Below are 15,016 nucleotides of genomic sequence, written 5' to 3'. Positions count from 1 at the left end.
TTTCCGATGCCCGCACCGGCCCCTCGCCGTCCGCCTCAGCCGGTCCGGCCCACCAGGAGCTGGTAGAAGACCGGCTCACCGGTCGTCGTCAACCGGTGCTGGAACCGGGTCCGTTCCAGCAGGGCCAGACGTCCGCCGGCCACCAGCCGCTCGACGGCGGCGCCGAACCCGTCCGGATCCGATTCGTCCATCCACAGCTCGTGGATCGTGAAGGCCACGGGCGCTCCGGGTGGCAGGATCGCGAGTGCGTTCTCGAGCGCCCGCGGTGTGGCGTGGGCGCCGCCGAACGCACCGGCCGACACCAACCCGTCGAACGCGTACGGGCGCAGCGCCTCGCGGAGTCCGTCGCCGAGCTGGAAGTCGCCGACCACGTAGTCGGCGTAGACGCCCGGCCGGTCGCGCAGACACGCCTCGCGTGCCGCCGGCAGCGCGTCGACCCCGACGACCCGGGCCACACCTGCGTGCCGCACGAGTTCGCCGACCAGTCCGGTGCCGGAGCCGACGTCCAGCACCGTCATGGACTCCGGCTCCAGCCCGAGGGTCGCGGCCGCGCGCCCGAAACCCTCCGCCGCGACCTGCGGCGACCTGCACCGCAGGCGTTCCTGGACGACATGCTCGTAGAGGCCGGGCACGGCGTAGATCCGCGTGTACTCGTGCAGGTGCACCGTCTCCTGCTCGCTCAACTCGATGTACTCGCCGTCGGTCACTGGCGGGCCGAGCAGCCGGACGCCCGCAAACACATCTGCCATGCCGGCGAGACTATGCGCGGGTGTCCGTGCGCCGCCACCACGCGGATCACGGCGGCGAACCGGTCAGCGGTCGTCCGGTCCCGGTCGCCGGTCGTGCGCCGACGCCTCGGCGTGGCCGGTGGAGCCGGGAGCGGTCTGGGTGCCGAGCAGGTCGAGAAGGACCATGGCGTCGTGGTCGGGGGCATCGGGGTCGGTGCCGGCCAGCACGCGCAGGCGGGCGACACAGCCGCGGATCTGGCTGTCCCAGTCGCTCGGCAGGGTGCAGGAAGTATTGACATGCTCCTCGCCCTGAAGGGCGAGGATTCTGGCCTTCCTTGACTGGTTGCTGTGCCGCTACGCGGCACGGTTTCCGGTCGGGAATCCGTGGCTTCCCGGCCCGGCCCAGGTGGCGTTGGCCTGGCTGGTCGCCCAGGGCCCGTACGTGCTCCCGATCCCGGGCACCAAGACCCCGAAGTACCTCGCCGACAACGCGGGCGCCGCGGACGTCCGGCTCTCGCCGGCCGACCTTGGCCGATCTGGACGCGATCCCGGCACCGGCCGGCGCCCGGTACTGAGGGCCGTCGCCTACTTGAGGGTCTGGAGGAGGTGGTCGGCCAGGATCGTCGCCGAATGCGGGTTCTGGCCGGTGACGAGGTTGCGGTCCTCGACCATGTAGGGCTCCCAGATCGGGCCGCGGCTGAAGTCGATGCCGACCTTCTCCTTCAGTTCCGTCTCCAGCAGCCACGGCGCCCGGGAGGCCAGGCCGACGGCTTCCTCCTCCTCGTCGGTGAAGCAGGTGACGCGGTATCCCTCGAAGGGCGACCTGCCGTGGATCCTGGTGGCGAGGATCGAGGCGGGGGCGTGGCACACGATCGCGAGCGGCCTGCCGGAGGCGAGCTGGGCGGTCAGCAGGCGGCCGCAGTCGGCGTCGAACGCCAGGTCCGCCATGGGGCCGTGGCCGCCGGGCAGGTACACCGCGTCGTAGTCCTCCAGGCGGATGTCCGAGAGCTTGAGGGGCCGCCGCATCACCTCGGCGGAACGGATGATCTCCTCCAGTTCGAGGGCCATCTCCTCACCGCCGGCCATCGACGGACGCAGGCTCATCATGTCGACGTTCGGGGTCACCCCGCCGGGCGTGCCGACCACGACCTCGTGACCGGCTTCCGTGATCCTCTTGTAGGGCATGGCGAATTCTTCGGCCCAGTAGCCGGTCGCGTATCTGGTGCCGTCCTTGAGCACCCAGTAAGTGGCCCCGCTGACGATGAAGAGGACTTTCGCCATCGCACTCGGTCTCCTTCCCCCCGAGTCGACTCGTAGAGGAATTCAGCCGTTCCAGCCTACGGCGTATCAGGGGCGCAGTGCCCGCAGCAGCAGGTCGGCCAGGTGGTCCGCGACCTCCTGGGGAGCCATCGGGCCGTCGGGGCGGTACCAGGTCGACAGGTGGTGGACCGAGCCGAAGTGGTAGTCGACGACGAGGTCCGCCGGGGTCGCGGTGGAGAAGACGCCCTCGCGCTGGCCCTCCTCGACGAGCGCGCGGAAGCGTTCGTGGTAGCGCCGGCGCTCGGCGCGCACCTGCTTGTTCTTCTCCGGGCTCAGGTGGTGCATGGACCGGAAGAAGATCATCGCGTCGTCGAGGTTCTCGATGGTCGTGACGACCACGTCCGCCGCCGCGCCGCGCAGCCGCTTCTCGATCGGCTCGTCCGCGTTCGCGAAGGCGTCGAGCCGCTCCTGCTGGACGCGCAGCACGCGCGCGTACACCTCGTGCAGGAGGTCGTCCTTGGAACCGAAGTAGTGGTACAGCGCCCCCTTGGTGACGCCGGCCGCCTCCACGATCTCCTGCACCGAGGTCCGGTCGTACCCCTGCTCCGCGAAGAGCCGGGTGGCGGCGGCGAGGAGCCGCTGCGGAACAGGAGCCCCGTCTCCGTCCGTCGTTCTGGACACAGCCGCCACCTGCCTTTCTCGTATGTCTGCTAACTCTGTTGCGGTCGGGAACGCAGTTCCCGTCGGAGGATCTTCCCACTTGCCGTCTTCGGCAGGTCGGGCAGGATCTCCACCTGGCGCGGATACTTGTAGGCCGCCAGTCTCTCCTTGCAATAGAGGGCGAGATCGTCCGGATCGGTTGCAGCACCCGGGCGAAGACTGATGTAGGCCTTGACGGTCTCCCCGCGGTATCCGTCGGGAATCCCGACGACGGCGGCCTCGCGCACCGCCGGGTGGGTGTACAGCACGTCCTCGACCTCACGCGGCCAGACCTTGAACCCGGACGCGTTGATCATGTCCTTCTTGCGGTCGACGACGTACAGCCAGCCCTGCGGGTCCATGAACCCGATGTCGCCGGTGCGCAGTTCGCCGTCCGGGAAGGTCTCGGCGGTGGCCTCGGGCCGCCGCCAGTACCCGGGCACCACCTGCGGCCCGCGGACGGCGATCTCGCCCTGCTCGCCGAAGGGCACCTCCGCGCCCTGCTCGTCGATGATGCGGACGACGCCGTCCGGGCCGGGCACGCCGACCGCGAGGGTCCCGGAGACCGGGTCGACGGGCGCTTCCAGGTCCGGCGGCACGGAGGCGCAGGGCGCGGTGCACTCGGTCAGTCCGTAGCCGTTGCGGATGTACGGCCCGAACCCGGCACGGAACTTCTCCACCAGGGCCGGCGGCAGCGGCGCGCCGCCCGAGGAGATGTTGACGAAGGAGGCGAAGTGCTCCGGGGTGACGTCCGGGTGGGCGGCCAGGGCCATGAAGGCGGTGGACGGCCCCACCGTGTACTGCGGCCGGTGCTCGGCGAACGCCTCGAGGATCAGGCCCGCCTCGAAGCGGTAGGTGAGCACGAGCGTGCCGGCGCTGGTGAGGCAGGCGCCGAGCTGGCAGACCATGCCGGTGATGTGGAAGAGGGGCGCGAGGGCGTAGTAGACCGGCGCGTCGGGCAGCGCGAGCCCGAGGCGCTGCCGCTCCGCGTTGTACATGATGTTGCTGTGCAGGTTGGTGGCGCCCTTGGGGGTGCCGCTGGTCCCCGAGGTGTAGCTGATCAGCGCGATGTCGGAGGGCTCCGGGTCCCGCCCCTCCGGCGCCTTCCCGCCCCGCCGCGCGACGGCGACCAGGTCCTCGGCGTCCTCGGCCTGCGGCAGCCGCTCGAAGGTCAGCACGCGCGGGTCGTCCCGCGTCTGGAAGTCCAGCTCGCTGGCGGTGAGCACGATCCGCACCGGCGAGTCGGCGGCCGTGTCGCGCAGATACGACTCCCAGGCCCGCTGCGAGCAGACCAGCGCGGTCACCTCGGCGTCCCGCAGGACGTGGGAGACCTCCCCCGACTTGTACATCGGGTTGACCGGCACGACGGTCGCGCCCGCCTTCCAGGCGCCCAGCACCGCGAGCACGAAGTGCGGCGAGTTCTGGAGGATCACGGCGACCCGGTCCCCGCGCTCCAGTCCCCGCTCCGCGAGATGCGCGGCGACCGAGTCGCTCAGCTCGTCGACCTCGCGGAAGCCGAGACGGGCGTCGAAGTAGGTGAGGCAGGTGCGGTCGGGTGCCTCGGCGACGGCGGCCCGCAGCGCGTGCACCAGCGAGGCGGGCGGATCGACCGGCCCGCGCTGGGCGTCGTTGAGCAGCCCCACCCAGGGCCGGGCGGCGTAGACGGACTCGGTCACCGACTCGCTCACCGGGTGCCCTCCCACTTCTGCTGGATGTGGTTCATGCTGGTCAGCCAGCGGTCCGGGTCGGTGGCCCGTGCCCGGTAGAAGTCGGCGACCTCGGGATGCGGCAGGATCAGGAACCGGTCCTCCGCCATCCCCTTGAACAGCGCGTCGGCGACGGCCTCCGGTTCGATGGCGGTCGGCTGAAGCACGATATCGCCCGCGCTGCCGGTGGCGGCGAGCATGTCGGTACGGACGCCTTGTGGGCAGATGGCGTGCACTTTCAGGCCACGATGCCGGTAGGTCAGCGACAGCCACTCGGCGAAGGCGTAGGCGGCGTGCTTGGTCACGCTGTAGGGCGCGGCCCCGATCATGGTGAGCAGCCCGGCGGCGGACACGGTGGACACGAACCGCCCGCTCCCCCGCTCCAGCCACTGCGGCACCAGCTCCTGGGCGGCCCGCACGTGAGCCATGACGTTGACGTCCCAGGCCGAGCTCCACACGGCCGCGTCGGCCGCCTCGGACCCACCGGACCCGAGCCCGGCGTTGGCGCAGTAGACGTCGACGCTCCCGCCGAGCGCGTCCCGGGCGGCGCCGACGATGCCGGACGCGTCCCCCGGAAGGGCGATCCCGCCGATCTCCGCGGCGACGGCGGCCGCCTTGTCCCCGTCCAGGTCGTTCACGACGACGCGGGCGCCTTCGGCGGCGAACCGACGGGCCAGGGCGGCCCCGATGCCCCCTCCCGCCCCGGTGACGACGACTCGGGCATCTTGCACGGCTCCCACCATCGGTCTCCTTCGACACGACGCGACCAGACTCGGCTCAGCACGGACACACTAACCGGTCGGTATGTTTCAGGGAAGGGTGGTCGATACACCCTCAAGGGGCGGCCACTGCAACGCGCCCCAAAGGGGCGCGGGGAACTGCGCGACCAGCCACAAGCGACCCGCACCCGGACGACCACGGAGGCCACCCCCATGCGCCCGTCCAGACGAAGTCTGCTCACCGCGGCCACGGCCACGGCAGCGGCCGTGGCAGCCCTGCCCACGGCAACGACAGCCGACGCCCACGGCACCCTCAAGACCGGTTTCGACCGTCTCTCCGCCGGCGGCTACACCCTCCTCGCCGCCCAGAAGGTCGGCATCGTCACCAACCCCACCGGCATCACCCAGGACGTCCGCCATATCGTCGACGTCATGCACGCCGACCCCAGGGTCAGGCTGACGGCGGTCTTCGGCCCGGAACACGGCTTCCGCGGCACCGCCCAGGCCGGCGGCTCCGAGGGCCGCCACGACGACCCGGCGACCGGCCTCCCCGTCTACGACACGTACCTCAAGAGCGGACAGCCGCTGGCCGACGTCTTCACCGCCTCCGGCGTGGACACGATCGTCTTCGACATCCAGGACGTCGGCGCCCGTTTCTACACCTACATCTGGACGCTGTACGACTGCATGGAGGCCGCCCGGCTCGCCGGCAAACGCTTCGTCGTCCTCGACCGCCCGAACCCGGTGACCGGCCGCACTGCCCTGGGCCCGGTCCTGCACCGGGAGTTCGCCAGTTTCGTCGGCCGGCAGCCGATCGCGCAGGCGCACGGGATGACGGTCGCCGAGCTCGCGCGGCTGTTCAACGCGGAGTTCCTGGACCCGCCGGCCGCCCTGGACGTCGTATCGATGACGGGCTGGCGGCGCTCCCGCTTCTTCGACGCGTACGGGCTGCCGTGGGTGCCGCCGAGCCCCAACATGCCCACCCCGGACACCGCCCTGGTCTACTCGGGGACCTGCCTCTTCGAGGGCACGAACCTGTCGGAGGGACGGGGCACCACCCGCCCCTTCGAGCTGCTGGGCGCGGAGGGCATCGACGCGCGCTGGGCGGCCGCGGCCGACGCGCTCGCGCTGCCGGGCGTGCGGTTCCGGGAGGCGTACTTCGCGCCCACGTTCTCCAAGTTCCAGGGCAGGACCGTCGGCGGGGTGCAGATCCATGTGCACGACCGGGCCGCCTACGACCCGGTCCGCACCGGAATCGCCCTCCTGGTCACCGCGAAGAAGGTGTGGAGCGGCTTCGCCTGGCGCGAGGACGGCTGGATCGACAAGCTCACCGGATCCACCCGGGTACGCACGATGATCGACGCCGGGGCGGGCCCGGACGAGATCGTCGGCGCCTGGCAGGGCGAACTCGCCGCATTCCGCCGGGTCCGAAAGGAATTTCTCCTCTACAGGTGAGGCGCGGTGTATGGCCAACCTTGCCCCGCGGCGGGACGATGCGCGCACATCGCACCGGTTCGGGGGACGAGGAGCCTGTCATGGCGGATCCTGGGATGAGTGTGACTCCCTACTGGGAGCTGACCTTCGACGCGGACGGGGACCCGGACGGCGCCGAACGCGACCGGCTGCTGAGCGAGATCGGCGGTCACGGTGTCCACGACCTGATCGTCTTCGCGCACGGCTGGAACAACGACCGTTCGGGGGCGACCGCCCTGTACCGGCGGTTCTTCGCGCCGATCCCGAACCTCGCGCCGAAGGCGCGGATCGGGTACGCCGGGGTGATCTGGCCGTCGATGCGGTTCTGCGACGAGCCGATCCCCGACTTCCCGAAGTCCGTGGTGGCCACGGAGGCGGAGGAGTCACCCGCGCCCGTCCTCGACAAGGACACCCGGCACGCGCTCCTGGAGACGTTCCCGGGACGGGCGACCGTGGTCGACCAGATCGCGCGGATGCTGGACCAGCGGCCGGCGAACGAACTGGAGGAGTTCGGGCGCCTTGTCCGGCTGCTGGTCGAGGTGCTGCCCGGCGGCCCGCAGCCGCTGTTCGCGGCGGACACGCTCGCGGAGGGTGTCCCGCAGAGCGACCCGGTGCTGTTCACCGGGGACACCACGGCCCTGTGCGAGGAGTTCGCGGCGGCGCTGACCGCCCTGCACGGGAGCGGCGCCGCGGCCGGGTTCACGCTGCCGAACCCCTGGGACGGCGCCAAGGAGCTGCTCAGACAGGCGACGTACTACGCGATGAAGCGGCGCGCCGGGACCGTCGGGGAGCGCGGGCTCGGACGGGTGATCGGACAGCTGGCCGGGGCGGCACCGCAGGTGCGGGTGCATCTGGTCGGGCACAGCTTCGGCGGCCGGCTGGTGTCGTTCGCGCTGCGCGGGCTGCCGGACGGGGTGCGCACGGTGAAGTCCGTGACCCTGCTGCAAGGGGCCTTCTCGCACTACGCGTTCGCCGCCCGGCTGCCCCACGACCCGCGCGCCGGCGGGGTGCTGCAGGGCCAGCAGAACCGGATCGACGGCCCGCTGGTGTGCTGTTACTCCCACTTCGACGAGGCGCTCGGCACGATGTACCCGCTGGCCTCGCGGATGGCGGACGACTGCGAGTCGGCGCTGGGCGCGGACGTGGGACGGATGCTGGGCGACAAGTGGGGCGCGATGGGTCATGACGGCGTCCAGGAGGTGCCGGGCACCCGCTCGCTGGACCTGGCGTCGGCGCTGCACGGCCCGCTCGCCGCGCCGGGCTGCGTGAACGTCGACGCGGCGGCGGTCGTGAAGAAGGGCGGGCCGCCGTCCGGGGCACACAGCGACATCGTGCACCCCGAACTGGCCCGGGTGGTGCTGACGGCGGGGCACATCGCGTGACCCCGCCGCCGTGGCGCATCAGCTCACCGGCGTTCGGCTCACCGGTGTACAGCTCACCGGTGTGACGTGAACTCCACGACCTGCTGGAAGGTCGGCCGGTTCTGCCAGCTGATGTTGTAGTGCTTGATGCCGCCCAGGGTGCGCTGGACGATCGAGTCGGCGCACCACTGGTCGCCCGCCGAGCACAGCGAGTCCCCGGGGTAGACGGTGGACGCGCTGGTGCCGGCCGCCGTCTTCAGGGTGCTGATCAGGATGTCCCGGCAGGAGCTGAGGCTGCCGCCGCCGCAGTACTGCTCGGCGAGCGGTCCCGACACGGTCTGCCCGAGCACCGACCGGATGTCCTTGTCGACATAACTCCACCAGCCGTACTGGAAGGAGCTTCCGGCATGCGCACCGGTCGGTCCGTGGGCGGCCGACGGGGTCTCGTCGATGTACAGGTTGTTGGTGAACGCGGTGTACAGGTCGTCACCGAGGCCGGGCTGGAACTCGGCCTTCACCAGCAGCGGCCACCAGGCGTCCAGGATCCGGATGGCGTCGGCGTTGGCGTACGTCTTCGAACCCGCCGAGGTCTCCGTTCTCTTGCCGCCCGCGGTCAGCCAGGTCTGGAGCTTGGTGACGGCCGCGGCGGCCGTGGAGTCGGTGACCGTACTGCTGTTGATCACCTTCAGCAGGTCCGGCAGCACGTCCTCGGCACGCAGGTCCGTGAGCGATGCGTCTGCCATGGCCTTGACAAGCGCAGAGCGGGTGACACCGCCGGCGGCGACGAGTCTCTTGACCCGGTCGTTGAGCAGGTTGCCGCGATGGACCGAGCCGTCACCCCAGCTCGCGGTCGTGTAGTTCAGTGCCTGTTTGTTGTTCCAGGAGATGTAGTAGTCCTGGTCGATCGACTGGGGGTGCTGGGCGGCCGGGGTGTAGTCGGCCGTGTTGGTGGCCGGGTCCCAGTTCTGCCACTCGTAGGCGGCCTGTCCCCAGACCGGGAACTCGGAGTCGACCCCGCTGGCCCGCACCGGGTTGTTGCCGCTGTTGTAGTACGCGGTGTGCGAGGAGTCGGCGTAGAACCAGTTGAAGGTGTAGTTGATGTGCTGCACCGCGCTCTGGAAGGTCTGCGGGCTCTTCACGTAGTCGGGGTCGTTGAGCATCTGGAAGCCGATGATCGAGTCGGCCTCGTGCATGTAGGAGGATCTCAGGGTGGTGTAGGCGACCTTCTTCCCGCCGACGGTGGCCCGGTATTCGACCGGGCCGTACTTCGTCTTCCACACCTTCATGGTGTACGAGCCGGCGGCCGTGCCGTCGGCCGTGGTCGGCTTCCAGGAGTTGGTCTGCTGGACCTCGTCCATGGCCGTGCAGGTGCCGTGGAACAGGTAGTGGTAGTCGTCCTGGCAGAGTTCGACCGCGTAGGAGTCGATGATGTCCTGGCCGGAGGTGGTGGCCGACCACGCGTAGTCCTGGCCGCGGCCCAGCTCGACGTACATGCTCAGGCCGGCGAAGGAGGCACCGCGGGCGCTGATGCCCGGGCCCTGGATCTCCTGGAGCATGAGCAGCTGCGGGGCGAAGTAGCCGGTCTGCGGTCCGAACACGGCGATCGGGTGACCGCTCGCGGTGTACTTTCCGCTGACGACGAGGGCGTTGGACATGCCGCGCCTGGCAGAGCTGAGCGCGGTCTTGGTCGCCGTCTCGGCGGCCGCGGTGGCGCTCTGGTCGGCGCCGGTGCCGGTGGCGTCGTAGACCAGCGGTTCGGTGGTCACCGACCCGGCGTCGGGCAGCGCCTCGCCCTGCGGGTTGTCGGGTTTGGTGCCGTACGGGAAGCTCTCGCCGTTGTGGACGGTGAGCACGGCCTCGGCGTCGTTGCGTTCGCGGAACGACTCCCAGACCTTGGTGCCCTCCGTCACACCGTACTTCTCCTGGGCGGCGAGCATCGAGATGGCGTTGTTGACCTCGCCACCGCCGCCGGAACCGAACAGCGCGCCGATCACGGAGGCCAGCGCCACCAGGTCGGTGATCTTGAAGTGGTCGATCGTGCCGGCGTTGGTGATCGAGTCCTTGTGCCCGGTCAGCACGTACTCGCCGGGGAAGTACCGGCCGCTGTCGGAGGCGTCGATGTAGGAGTTGATGCCGTCGAGATAGGCGTCGGCGTCCGCGAGGGCCTGCTGGCCGCGGGCGCCGTTGTTGGCGACGGCGTTGTCGATCTGCGCCTGGAGGTCCGCCTCGGAGTACGGGGCGTTGCGGTAGAACTCCTGCTCAAGGCCCTGGTTGGAGGCCACGCCGCCGGCGAAGGTGGTGAGCTGGCCGCGGCCGACGTGCCGGAACACGTCCATGAGCCACAGCCGGTCCTCAGCGGCGGCATACCCCGCGCCGAACTCGGTGCCGTATCTGGTTGTACCAGTGATGTGCGGCACACCGGTCTTCTTGTCGCGGACGATGGTGACGTCGCTGCGGCCGGCCGGACTCTCCGAGGAGGCGACTTGATCGGAAGCGACCCCGAACGACGAGTCGTTGAAGAACGTGTTGATCTTCGCGTCGGTGAGGGTGGAGTAGCCCGTGGCCAGGCTGTTGTACGTGCCGAGCTGGTCCTCCGCGTGATCGGGCTCGACGCCGAAGGCCTGGTTGAGCAGGATCTGGGCCAGGGTGGCGTTGCCGTTCTCACCGGGCGGCAGGATGTCCGAACACTGGCCGCCGCAGTAGTCGTTGGAGGCCGCGGCCGCCGCCGGCGTCCCCTGGGCCAGCGGGGAGAGCAGGCCGGCGATGAGGACGCATACGGATGCGGCTTTCAGGAACCCGGGGAGCTTGCGGGGAGTTCTCAGTTTGTCGAACAACGCGTGATGTCTGGTGCGCCGGGGCATGGCGGCTCCTCACGACGGGGGTGGTGCCGGACGTTACCGCCGGTATCCCCGGGATTGAAGATGAACATGCGTCAAGTTTTGGAGTGGTCGCCCGCGTCGGTGGCGTCACCGGCCGTCGGTCAAGGCGGGCGGCCTTATGGACGGCATCGGAAATCGGATGGAGCCGATTCGAGTGTCGATACGTCTATACGGCAACGCCGCGCGCAGCCCGTGCGGCGACACCGAAGTGACCGAAGTACAGGTGCAGGTGTGACGGAGGTGCAGGGCGATGGCCGGTTTCCGGAGTCTGGCGAGACAGGTGCGAGACCCACGGTGCGATCTGGCGCTACGGCGTTACTCGCTGCGCAAGTGCCTGGAGCGGTTCGCTCCTTACGGGCACCGCGCGACCTGGGACCATCTCTGCTCGCGGGCCGGGTTCGGTCCCGAGGACCGGTCCCCCGATCCGGTGCGTCTCGTGGGCGCACTGGAGGAGCTGGAGGAGGCGCGGACGGTATGGCTCGCCTATGAGGGCGGGTTCGCCGAGCGCCGCAAGAAGGAGAAGCACGACGGGCTGCGCCGCCCGGGCAGCGTGGACGACTGGCACCGGCTGACCTGGGGCGGATTCGGAGTGGCCTGGTGCGACGACCCACGGGTCCATCCCGACGAACCACTCGCCGAGGTGCTGCGACGGCTGATCGCCGCCCTGGAGCGCGAACCGGGCGCGGTCTGCCCGGTGTGCGCCGGGGAGCGCCTCATCTGGAAGTACGACCTGGACCACGAGCCCTCCGCCGGTCCGGTCTGCACGGACTGCGGGATCCTGGTGCCGCGTCCGGTGCTCACCCCCGAGGCCCTGGCCTATGCCAGGCGCGGGCGGCTGCTCATGTCGGCCTGACCACGTGGGGGTGCGCCGGGGATGCCGCACCCCCCAACTGCCCGGCGGCCCTGGACAGAAGGCCGCTCAGGAAGCGATGGTCAGCTGGCCTTCCAGGTGTCCGCGAAGCTGCCGCCGGATATCGTGCCCGGCTGGGCGCGCACGGCGGAGCTGCTGCTCTTGGTCATCACGATCTCGGTCGGCGAGAAGCTGTCGAGGTTGGAGCCGTTCGCCTTCGCGCCCGTGAAGGTCACGGTGCCGAAGTTGGCGAGGCTCGCGACCGAGCCGCCGACCTCGGGGGCCTCCGCGACGACCTCGGCGGAGGCGTTCTTGAAGCCGGAGGAGCCGGCGTGCGTGGTGGTCTTCGTCCAGCCCTGGGTGGAGTCCGTGAGGGTCATGGCGAAGGTGCTGCCGTTGTAGGTCACGGTGGCGGTGAACTTGTCGCCGCCCTTGACGGTGACGCCGGAGTAGGCGCTCTCGGAGGCGGGCAGTACCTCCCACCAGGCGCCGTAGACGGCCGTGCCGTTGATGCAGTCGGCCTCGGTGCCGGTCTGCTCCAGCGCGGAGTTGCTGTAGCCGTCCAGGCCGACCCAGAACGAGGAGTACGTGGTGGCCGAGCCGCAGCTGACGGACGGCTGGGTCCAGGACGAGGTCACCGAGGTGTAGGCGCCTGAGGAGCCGGTGGCCGCGTAGCCGGACCAGTTGGTCGAGGAGACGGTGGCGTTGGTCGTGCCGGGCTTCGACAGACCGCGCAGGGTGTGGCTCTCGTGGCTCGCGACGGCCTGGGTGAGCTGGGCGGGGGTGTGCGCGGTGAGGTGCGGGGCGGCGGCGAGCGCCGGGGTGGCGAGGGCGGCGCTGAAGGCGGCCGCGGCGGCGATGACGATACTGGCGGAAGCTCTCGCTGACATGACTCTCCGTCACGGAAGGGAGTGGGGGGGCGCCTCCGGCGGTCCGAGCGATCTTCCACCGGGGACGACAGCAGCTTCCGCTCAGTCCATGACCATGACAAGCCTGCCAAGGGCGTTCAGTATTGCGGGATTTGACGCCGAAACGCGGCGGAAATTCGACAGAGGCCCGACAGGTTCACCCAAGTTCGATCAAATGTCGGGCAACACTGCTCCAACATCCCGGCAACGGGGTTCCGCCCCCGCACACCCCCCGGCCAAGACTGGTGCATGTGACATCAAGACCGGAAGGGCCGTTCCCCGAGGCGCTGCGGGCCGCCATCGCCGCCAGCGGGCTGAGCCTCGACCGGATCCACCACCGGCTGCGGCGGCGGGGCACTCCGGTGGCACCGGCGACGCTCAGCTCCTGGCAGTCCGGGCGCTACCGTCCCGAGCGCAAACAGTCACTGGCCGCGCTGGCCGCCCTGGAGGACGTCCTGCGGCTGCCCCCGGCCGCGCTCAGCGGCCTGCTCGGCCCGCCCCGCCCGCGCGGCCGCTGGCTGCCCCCGCCGCCCAGTCATCCCGGGCTGGCCGAGACCTGGTCGGGCCGCCGTGACATCAGCGCCGTCCTGGACACGATCGACACCCGCTGGGACGACAGCCTGACCCGGCTCAGCTGCCACAACCGCCTGGAGGTCGGCCCGGACCGCCGCCCGGCCTCGCTGGCCAGCCGACGGCTGCTGCGCGCCGAGGCCGACGGCGCGGACCGCTGGATCGCGCTGTACCGGCTGGACTCCCCCGGTCCGCCGCCCCGGGTCCGGCTCGCGCCGCCCTGCCGCCTGGGCCGGGTCGTCGAGATCCCGGAGGACGGCCTGGTGGCGGCGGAGATGCTGTTCGACCACCCGCTGGCCCGCGGGGAGACGGTGATCGTCGACTACACCCTCGAACACCGCGAACCCCGGCCGTACTCGCAGCGGCTGGAGACCGCCATCCACGTGCCCATGCGCGAGCACCTGCTGGAGGTCCGCTTCGCCGCCGGGGCGCTGCCGTCGGCCTGCTACGCCTTCCGCACCACGGCGCTGGACGCCCATCCGCGCACCCACCCGCTCCGCCTGGACGCCGCGGGCTCGGTGCACGCGGTGGCGCTGGCAGCCGGACCCTGCCGCTTCGGCATCCGGTGGGAATGGCCCGCGACGCCATAGCAGCGGCTAAACCGCTGGTTCCACCCGTTTCCCGCGCGGAGAGTTGGGCGCGATGAAACCCAACTGAGGAGACCGGGTCGAGGAACCCCGCGGGTTCCCTCCGAGCGAGGAGTACCGATGTCGACGCTGCGCGTCACCGCCGAAGTGCTGACCGTGCACGAACACCCCAACGCCGACGCGCTGGACCTGGCCCAGGTGGGCCTCTACCGCGCGGTCGTCGCCAAGGGCGTGTACCGCACCGGCGAGACCGCCCTGTACATCCCCGAACAGGCCGTGCTGCCGGCCGGACTGATCGAGGAACTGGGGCTGACCGGGCGGCTGGCGGGAAGCAGGGCGGACCGGGTCAGGGCGGTGCGGCTGCGCGGTGAGCTGTCGCAGGGCATCGTGTGCCGGCCGAAGGCGCTGGCCGGCGTCGACCTGGCGCGGGCGGCGGCGGAGGGCACCGACTTCGCGGAGGTCCTCGGCATCACCAAGTGGGTGCCGCCGATCCCGCCCACGATGGACGGGGACGTCGAGTCGGCGCCGGATCTGCTGCCCTGGGTCGACATCGAGAACATCCAGCGCTACCCCGGCATCTTCGAGCCCGGCGAGCCGGTGGTCCTCACCGAGAAACTGCACGGTTCGGCGTGCCTGCTCACGTATGTCGCCGACGAGGACCGGGTGTACGTGTCCTCCAAGGGCTTCGGCGCGAAGTCCCTGGCCCTCAAGGAGGACCCGCGCAACCTCTACTGGCGGGCGATCCGCGGCCACGGCGTCGCCGAGGCGGCCCGACGCCTCGCCGAACGGCTCGGCGCGCGCCGGGTCGGGATATTCGGGGAGGTGTACGGGGCGGGGGTCCAGGACCTGACGTACGGCGCCGACGGGCGGCGCGAGTCGCTCGGGTACGCCGCGTTCGACGTGTCGGCCGAGGTCGGCGGGGCGGTGCGGTGGCTGGACGCGGCGGAGTTCCTGGCGGGCGAACTGCCGCTGGTGCCACGGCTGTTCGAGGGACCGTACGACATCGGGCGGGTGCTGGAGACCGCGAGCGGTCGGGAGACCGTGTCGGGGCGGGGGCTGCACCTGCGCGAGGGCGTGGTGATCCGTCCGGTGGTGGAGCGGTACAGCGCGGTGACCGGGGGGCGGGCGATCGCGAAGGCGGTGAGCGGGGCGTACCTGACCCGGAAGGGCGGGACCGAGTTCGAGTAGGCGCCCGGGGCGGGGGCGGGGCGGGGGGTGTCGCTTACCGGCACTGGCAGGGTGCCGCCCGCGCCCACCCTCCCCCACTCTCGGCTTC

General features: G+C 70.8%; 14 protein-coding genes. 6 read left to right on the top strand and 8 right to left on the bottom strand.

Features of this window, described 5'->3' with window-relative positions:
- Positions 1–35: 35 nt before the first annotated feature.
- Entirely contained in the window at positions 36–749 is a 714-nt protein-coding gene (locus tag ACWGKQ_RS25445; protein WP_453294244.1) for a class I SAM-dependent DNA methyltransferase, read from the bottom strand.
- Positions 750–812: 63 nt separating this feature from the next.
- Complete coding sequence (locus tag ACWGKQ_RS25440; protein ID WP_453294243.1) at positions 813–956, bottom strand: hypothetical protein; 144 nt, start codon at positions 954–956, stop codon at positions 813–815.
- Positions 957–1,134: 178 nt separating this feature from the next.
- Here ACWGKQ_RS25440 and ACWGKQ_RS25435 point away from each other — a divergent pair, with 178 nt between their 5' ends.
- Complete coding sequence (locus tag ACWGKQ_RS25435) at positions 1,135–1,404, top strand: hypothetical protein (RefSeq protein WP_453294247.1); 270 nt, start codon at positions 1,135–1,137, stop codon at positions 1,402–1,404.
- Here ACWGKQ_RS25435 and ACWGKQ_RS25430 read toward each other — a convergent pair.
- From ACWGKQ_RS25430 to ACWGKQ_RS25415, 4 genes are all read right to left on the bottom strand, one after another.
- Positions 1,314–2,009 (bottom strand): type 1 glutamine amidotransferase domain-containing protein, encoded by a 696-nt coding sequence (locus tag ACWGKQ_RS25430; RefSeq protein WP_453294242.1) that lies wholly within the window; start codon positions 2,007–2,009, stop codon positions 1,314–1,316. The genes ACWGKQ_RS25435 and ACWGKQ_RS25430 overlap by 91 nt on opposite strands.
- A 66-nt stretch (positions 2,010–2,075) precedes the next feature.
- Positions 2,076–2,669: a TetR/AcrR family transcriptional regulator gene (locus ACWGKQ_RS25425; protein ID WP_453294241.1), complete on the bottom strand. Its 594-nt coding sequence runs from the start codon at positions 2,667–2,669 to the stop codon at positions 2,076–2,078.
- 29 nt (positions 2,670–2,698) lie between these two features.
- A complete protein-coding gene (locus ACWGKQ_RS25420; RefSeq protein WP_453294246.1) occupies positions 2,699–4,363 on the bottom strand; it encodes a class I adenylate-forming enzyme family protein in 1,665 nt (554 codons plus the stop codon).
- Positions 4,364–4,371: 8 nt separating this feature from the next.
- On the bottom strand, positions 4,372–5,136 hold the full coding sequence (locus ACWGKQ_RS25415) for an SDR family oxidoreductase (RefSeq protein WP_453294240.1): 765 nt from the start codon (positions 5,134–5,136) through the stop codon (positions 4,372–4,374).
- 189 nt (positions 5,137–5,325) lie between these two features.
- On the opposite strand from ACWGKQ_RS25415, the gene ACWGKQ_RS25410 reads away from it, so the two are divergent.
- Positions 5,326–6,567, top strand: coding sequence for an exo-beta-N-acetylmuramidase NamZ family protein (locus tag ACWGKQ_RS25410; RefSeq protein ID WP_453294239.1), 1,242 nt, complete (start codon positions 5,326–5,328; stop codon positions 6,565–6,567).
- A gap of 80 nt (positions 6,568–6,647) precedes the next feature.
- Positions 6,648–7,967, top strand: coding sequence for a serine-threonine protein kinase (locus ACWGKQ_RS25405; RefSeq protein WP_453294238.1), 1,320 nt, complete (start codon positions 6,648–6,650; stop codon positions 7,965–7,967).
- Positions 7,968–8,020: 53 nt separating this feature from the next.
- Here the strand turns inward: ACWGKQ_RS25405 and ACWGKQ_RS25400 are convergent, their stop codons facing one another.
- On the bottom strand, positions 8,021–10,807 hold the full coding sequence (locus ACWGKQ_RS25400) for a penicillin acylase family protein (protein ID WP_453294237.1): 2,787 nt from the start codon (positions 10,805–10,807) through the stop codon (positions 8,021–8,023).
- A gap of 268 nt (positions 10,808–11,075) precedes the next feature.
- Here ACWGKQ_RS25400 and ACWGKQ_RS25395 point away from each other — a divergent pair, with 268 nt between their 5' ends.
- Entirely contained in the window at positions 11,076–11,678 is a 603-nt protein-coding gene (locus tag ACWGKQ_RS25395) for a hypothetical protein (protein WP_453294236.1), read from the top strand.
- Between the two features lie 80 nt (positions 11,679–11,758).
- Here ACWGKQ_RS25395 and ACWGKQ_RS25390 read toward each other — a convergent pair whose 3' ends face one another.
- Entirely contained in the window at positions 11,759–12,565 is an 807-nt protein-coding gene (locus ACWGKQ_RS25390) for a G1 family glutamic endopeptidase (protein ID WP_453294235.1), read from the bottom strand.
- 269 nt (positions 12,566–12,834) lie between these two features.
- On the opposite strand from ACWGKQ_RS25390, the gene ACWGKQ_RS25385 reads away from it, so the two are divergent.
- The gene (locus ACWGKQ_RS25385; RefSeq protein ID WP_453294234.1) at positions 12,835–13,743 is read left to right on the top strand and encodes a helix-turn-helix domain-containing protein; all 909 of its coding nucleotides are present in this window, start codon (positions 12,835–12,837) and stop codon (positions 13,741–13,743) included.
- Between the two features lie 117 nt (positions 13,744–13,860).
- A complete protein-coding gene (locus ACWGKQ_RS25380; protein WP_453294233.1) occupies positions 13,861–14,928 on the top strand; it encodes an RNA ligase (ATP) in 1,068 nt (355 codons plus the stop codon).
- The last annotated feature ends 88 nt before the right edge of the window (positions 14,929–15,016 follow it).

It is taken from the genome of Streptomyces sp. NPDC054770 (genome assembly GCF_053611985.1).
This window is presented reverse-complemented; position numbering and strand designations above follow the sequence as displayed.

Bases quoted from the DNA above. Each gene is read 5' to 3' on its own strand.
- ACWGKQ_RS25445 (WP_453294244.1), bottom strand. From the start codon at position 749: ATGGCAGATGTGTTTGCGGGCGTCCGGCTGCTCGGCCCGCCAGTGACC.
- ACWGKQ_RS25430 (WP_453294242.1), bottom strand. From the start codon at position 2,009: ATGGCGAAAGTCCTCTTCATCGTCAGCGGGGCCACTTACTGGGTGCTC.
- ACWGKQ_RS25415 (WP_453294240.1), bottom strand. From the start codon at position 5,136: ATGGTGGGAGCCGTGCAAGATGCCCGAGTCGTCGTCACCGGGGCGGGA.
- ACWGKQ_RS25410 (WP_453294239.1), top strand. From the start codon at position 5,326: ATGCGCCCGTCCAGACGAAGTCTGCTCACCGCGGCCACGGCCACGGCA.
- ACWGKQ_RS25405 (WP_453294238.1), top strand. From the start codon at position 6,648: ATGGCGGATCCTGGGATGAGTGTGACTCCCTACTGGGAGCTGACCTTC.
- ACWGKQ_RS25400 (WP_453294237.1), bottom strand. From the start codon at position 10,807: ATGCCCCGGCGCACCAGACATCACGCGTTGTTCGACAAACTGAGAACT.
- ACWGKQ_RS25395 (WP_453294236.1), top strand. From the start codon at position 11,076: ATGGCCGGTTTCCGGAGTCTGGCGAGACAGGTGCGAGACCCACGGTGC.
- ACWGKQ_RS25390 (WP_453294235.1), bottom strand. From the start codon at position 12,565: ATGTCAGCGAGAGCTTCCGCCAGTATCGTCATCGCCGCCGCGGCCGCC.
- ACWGKQ_RS25380 (WP_453294233.1), top strand. From the start codon at position 13,861: ATGTCGACGCTGCGCGTCACCGCCGAAGTGCTGACCGTGCACGAACAC.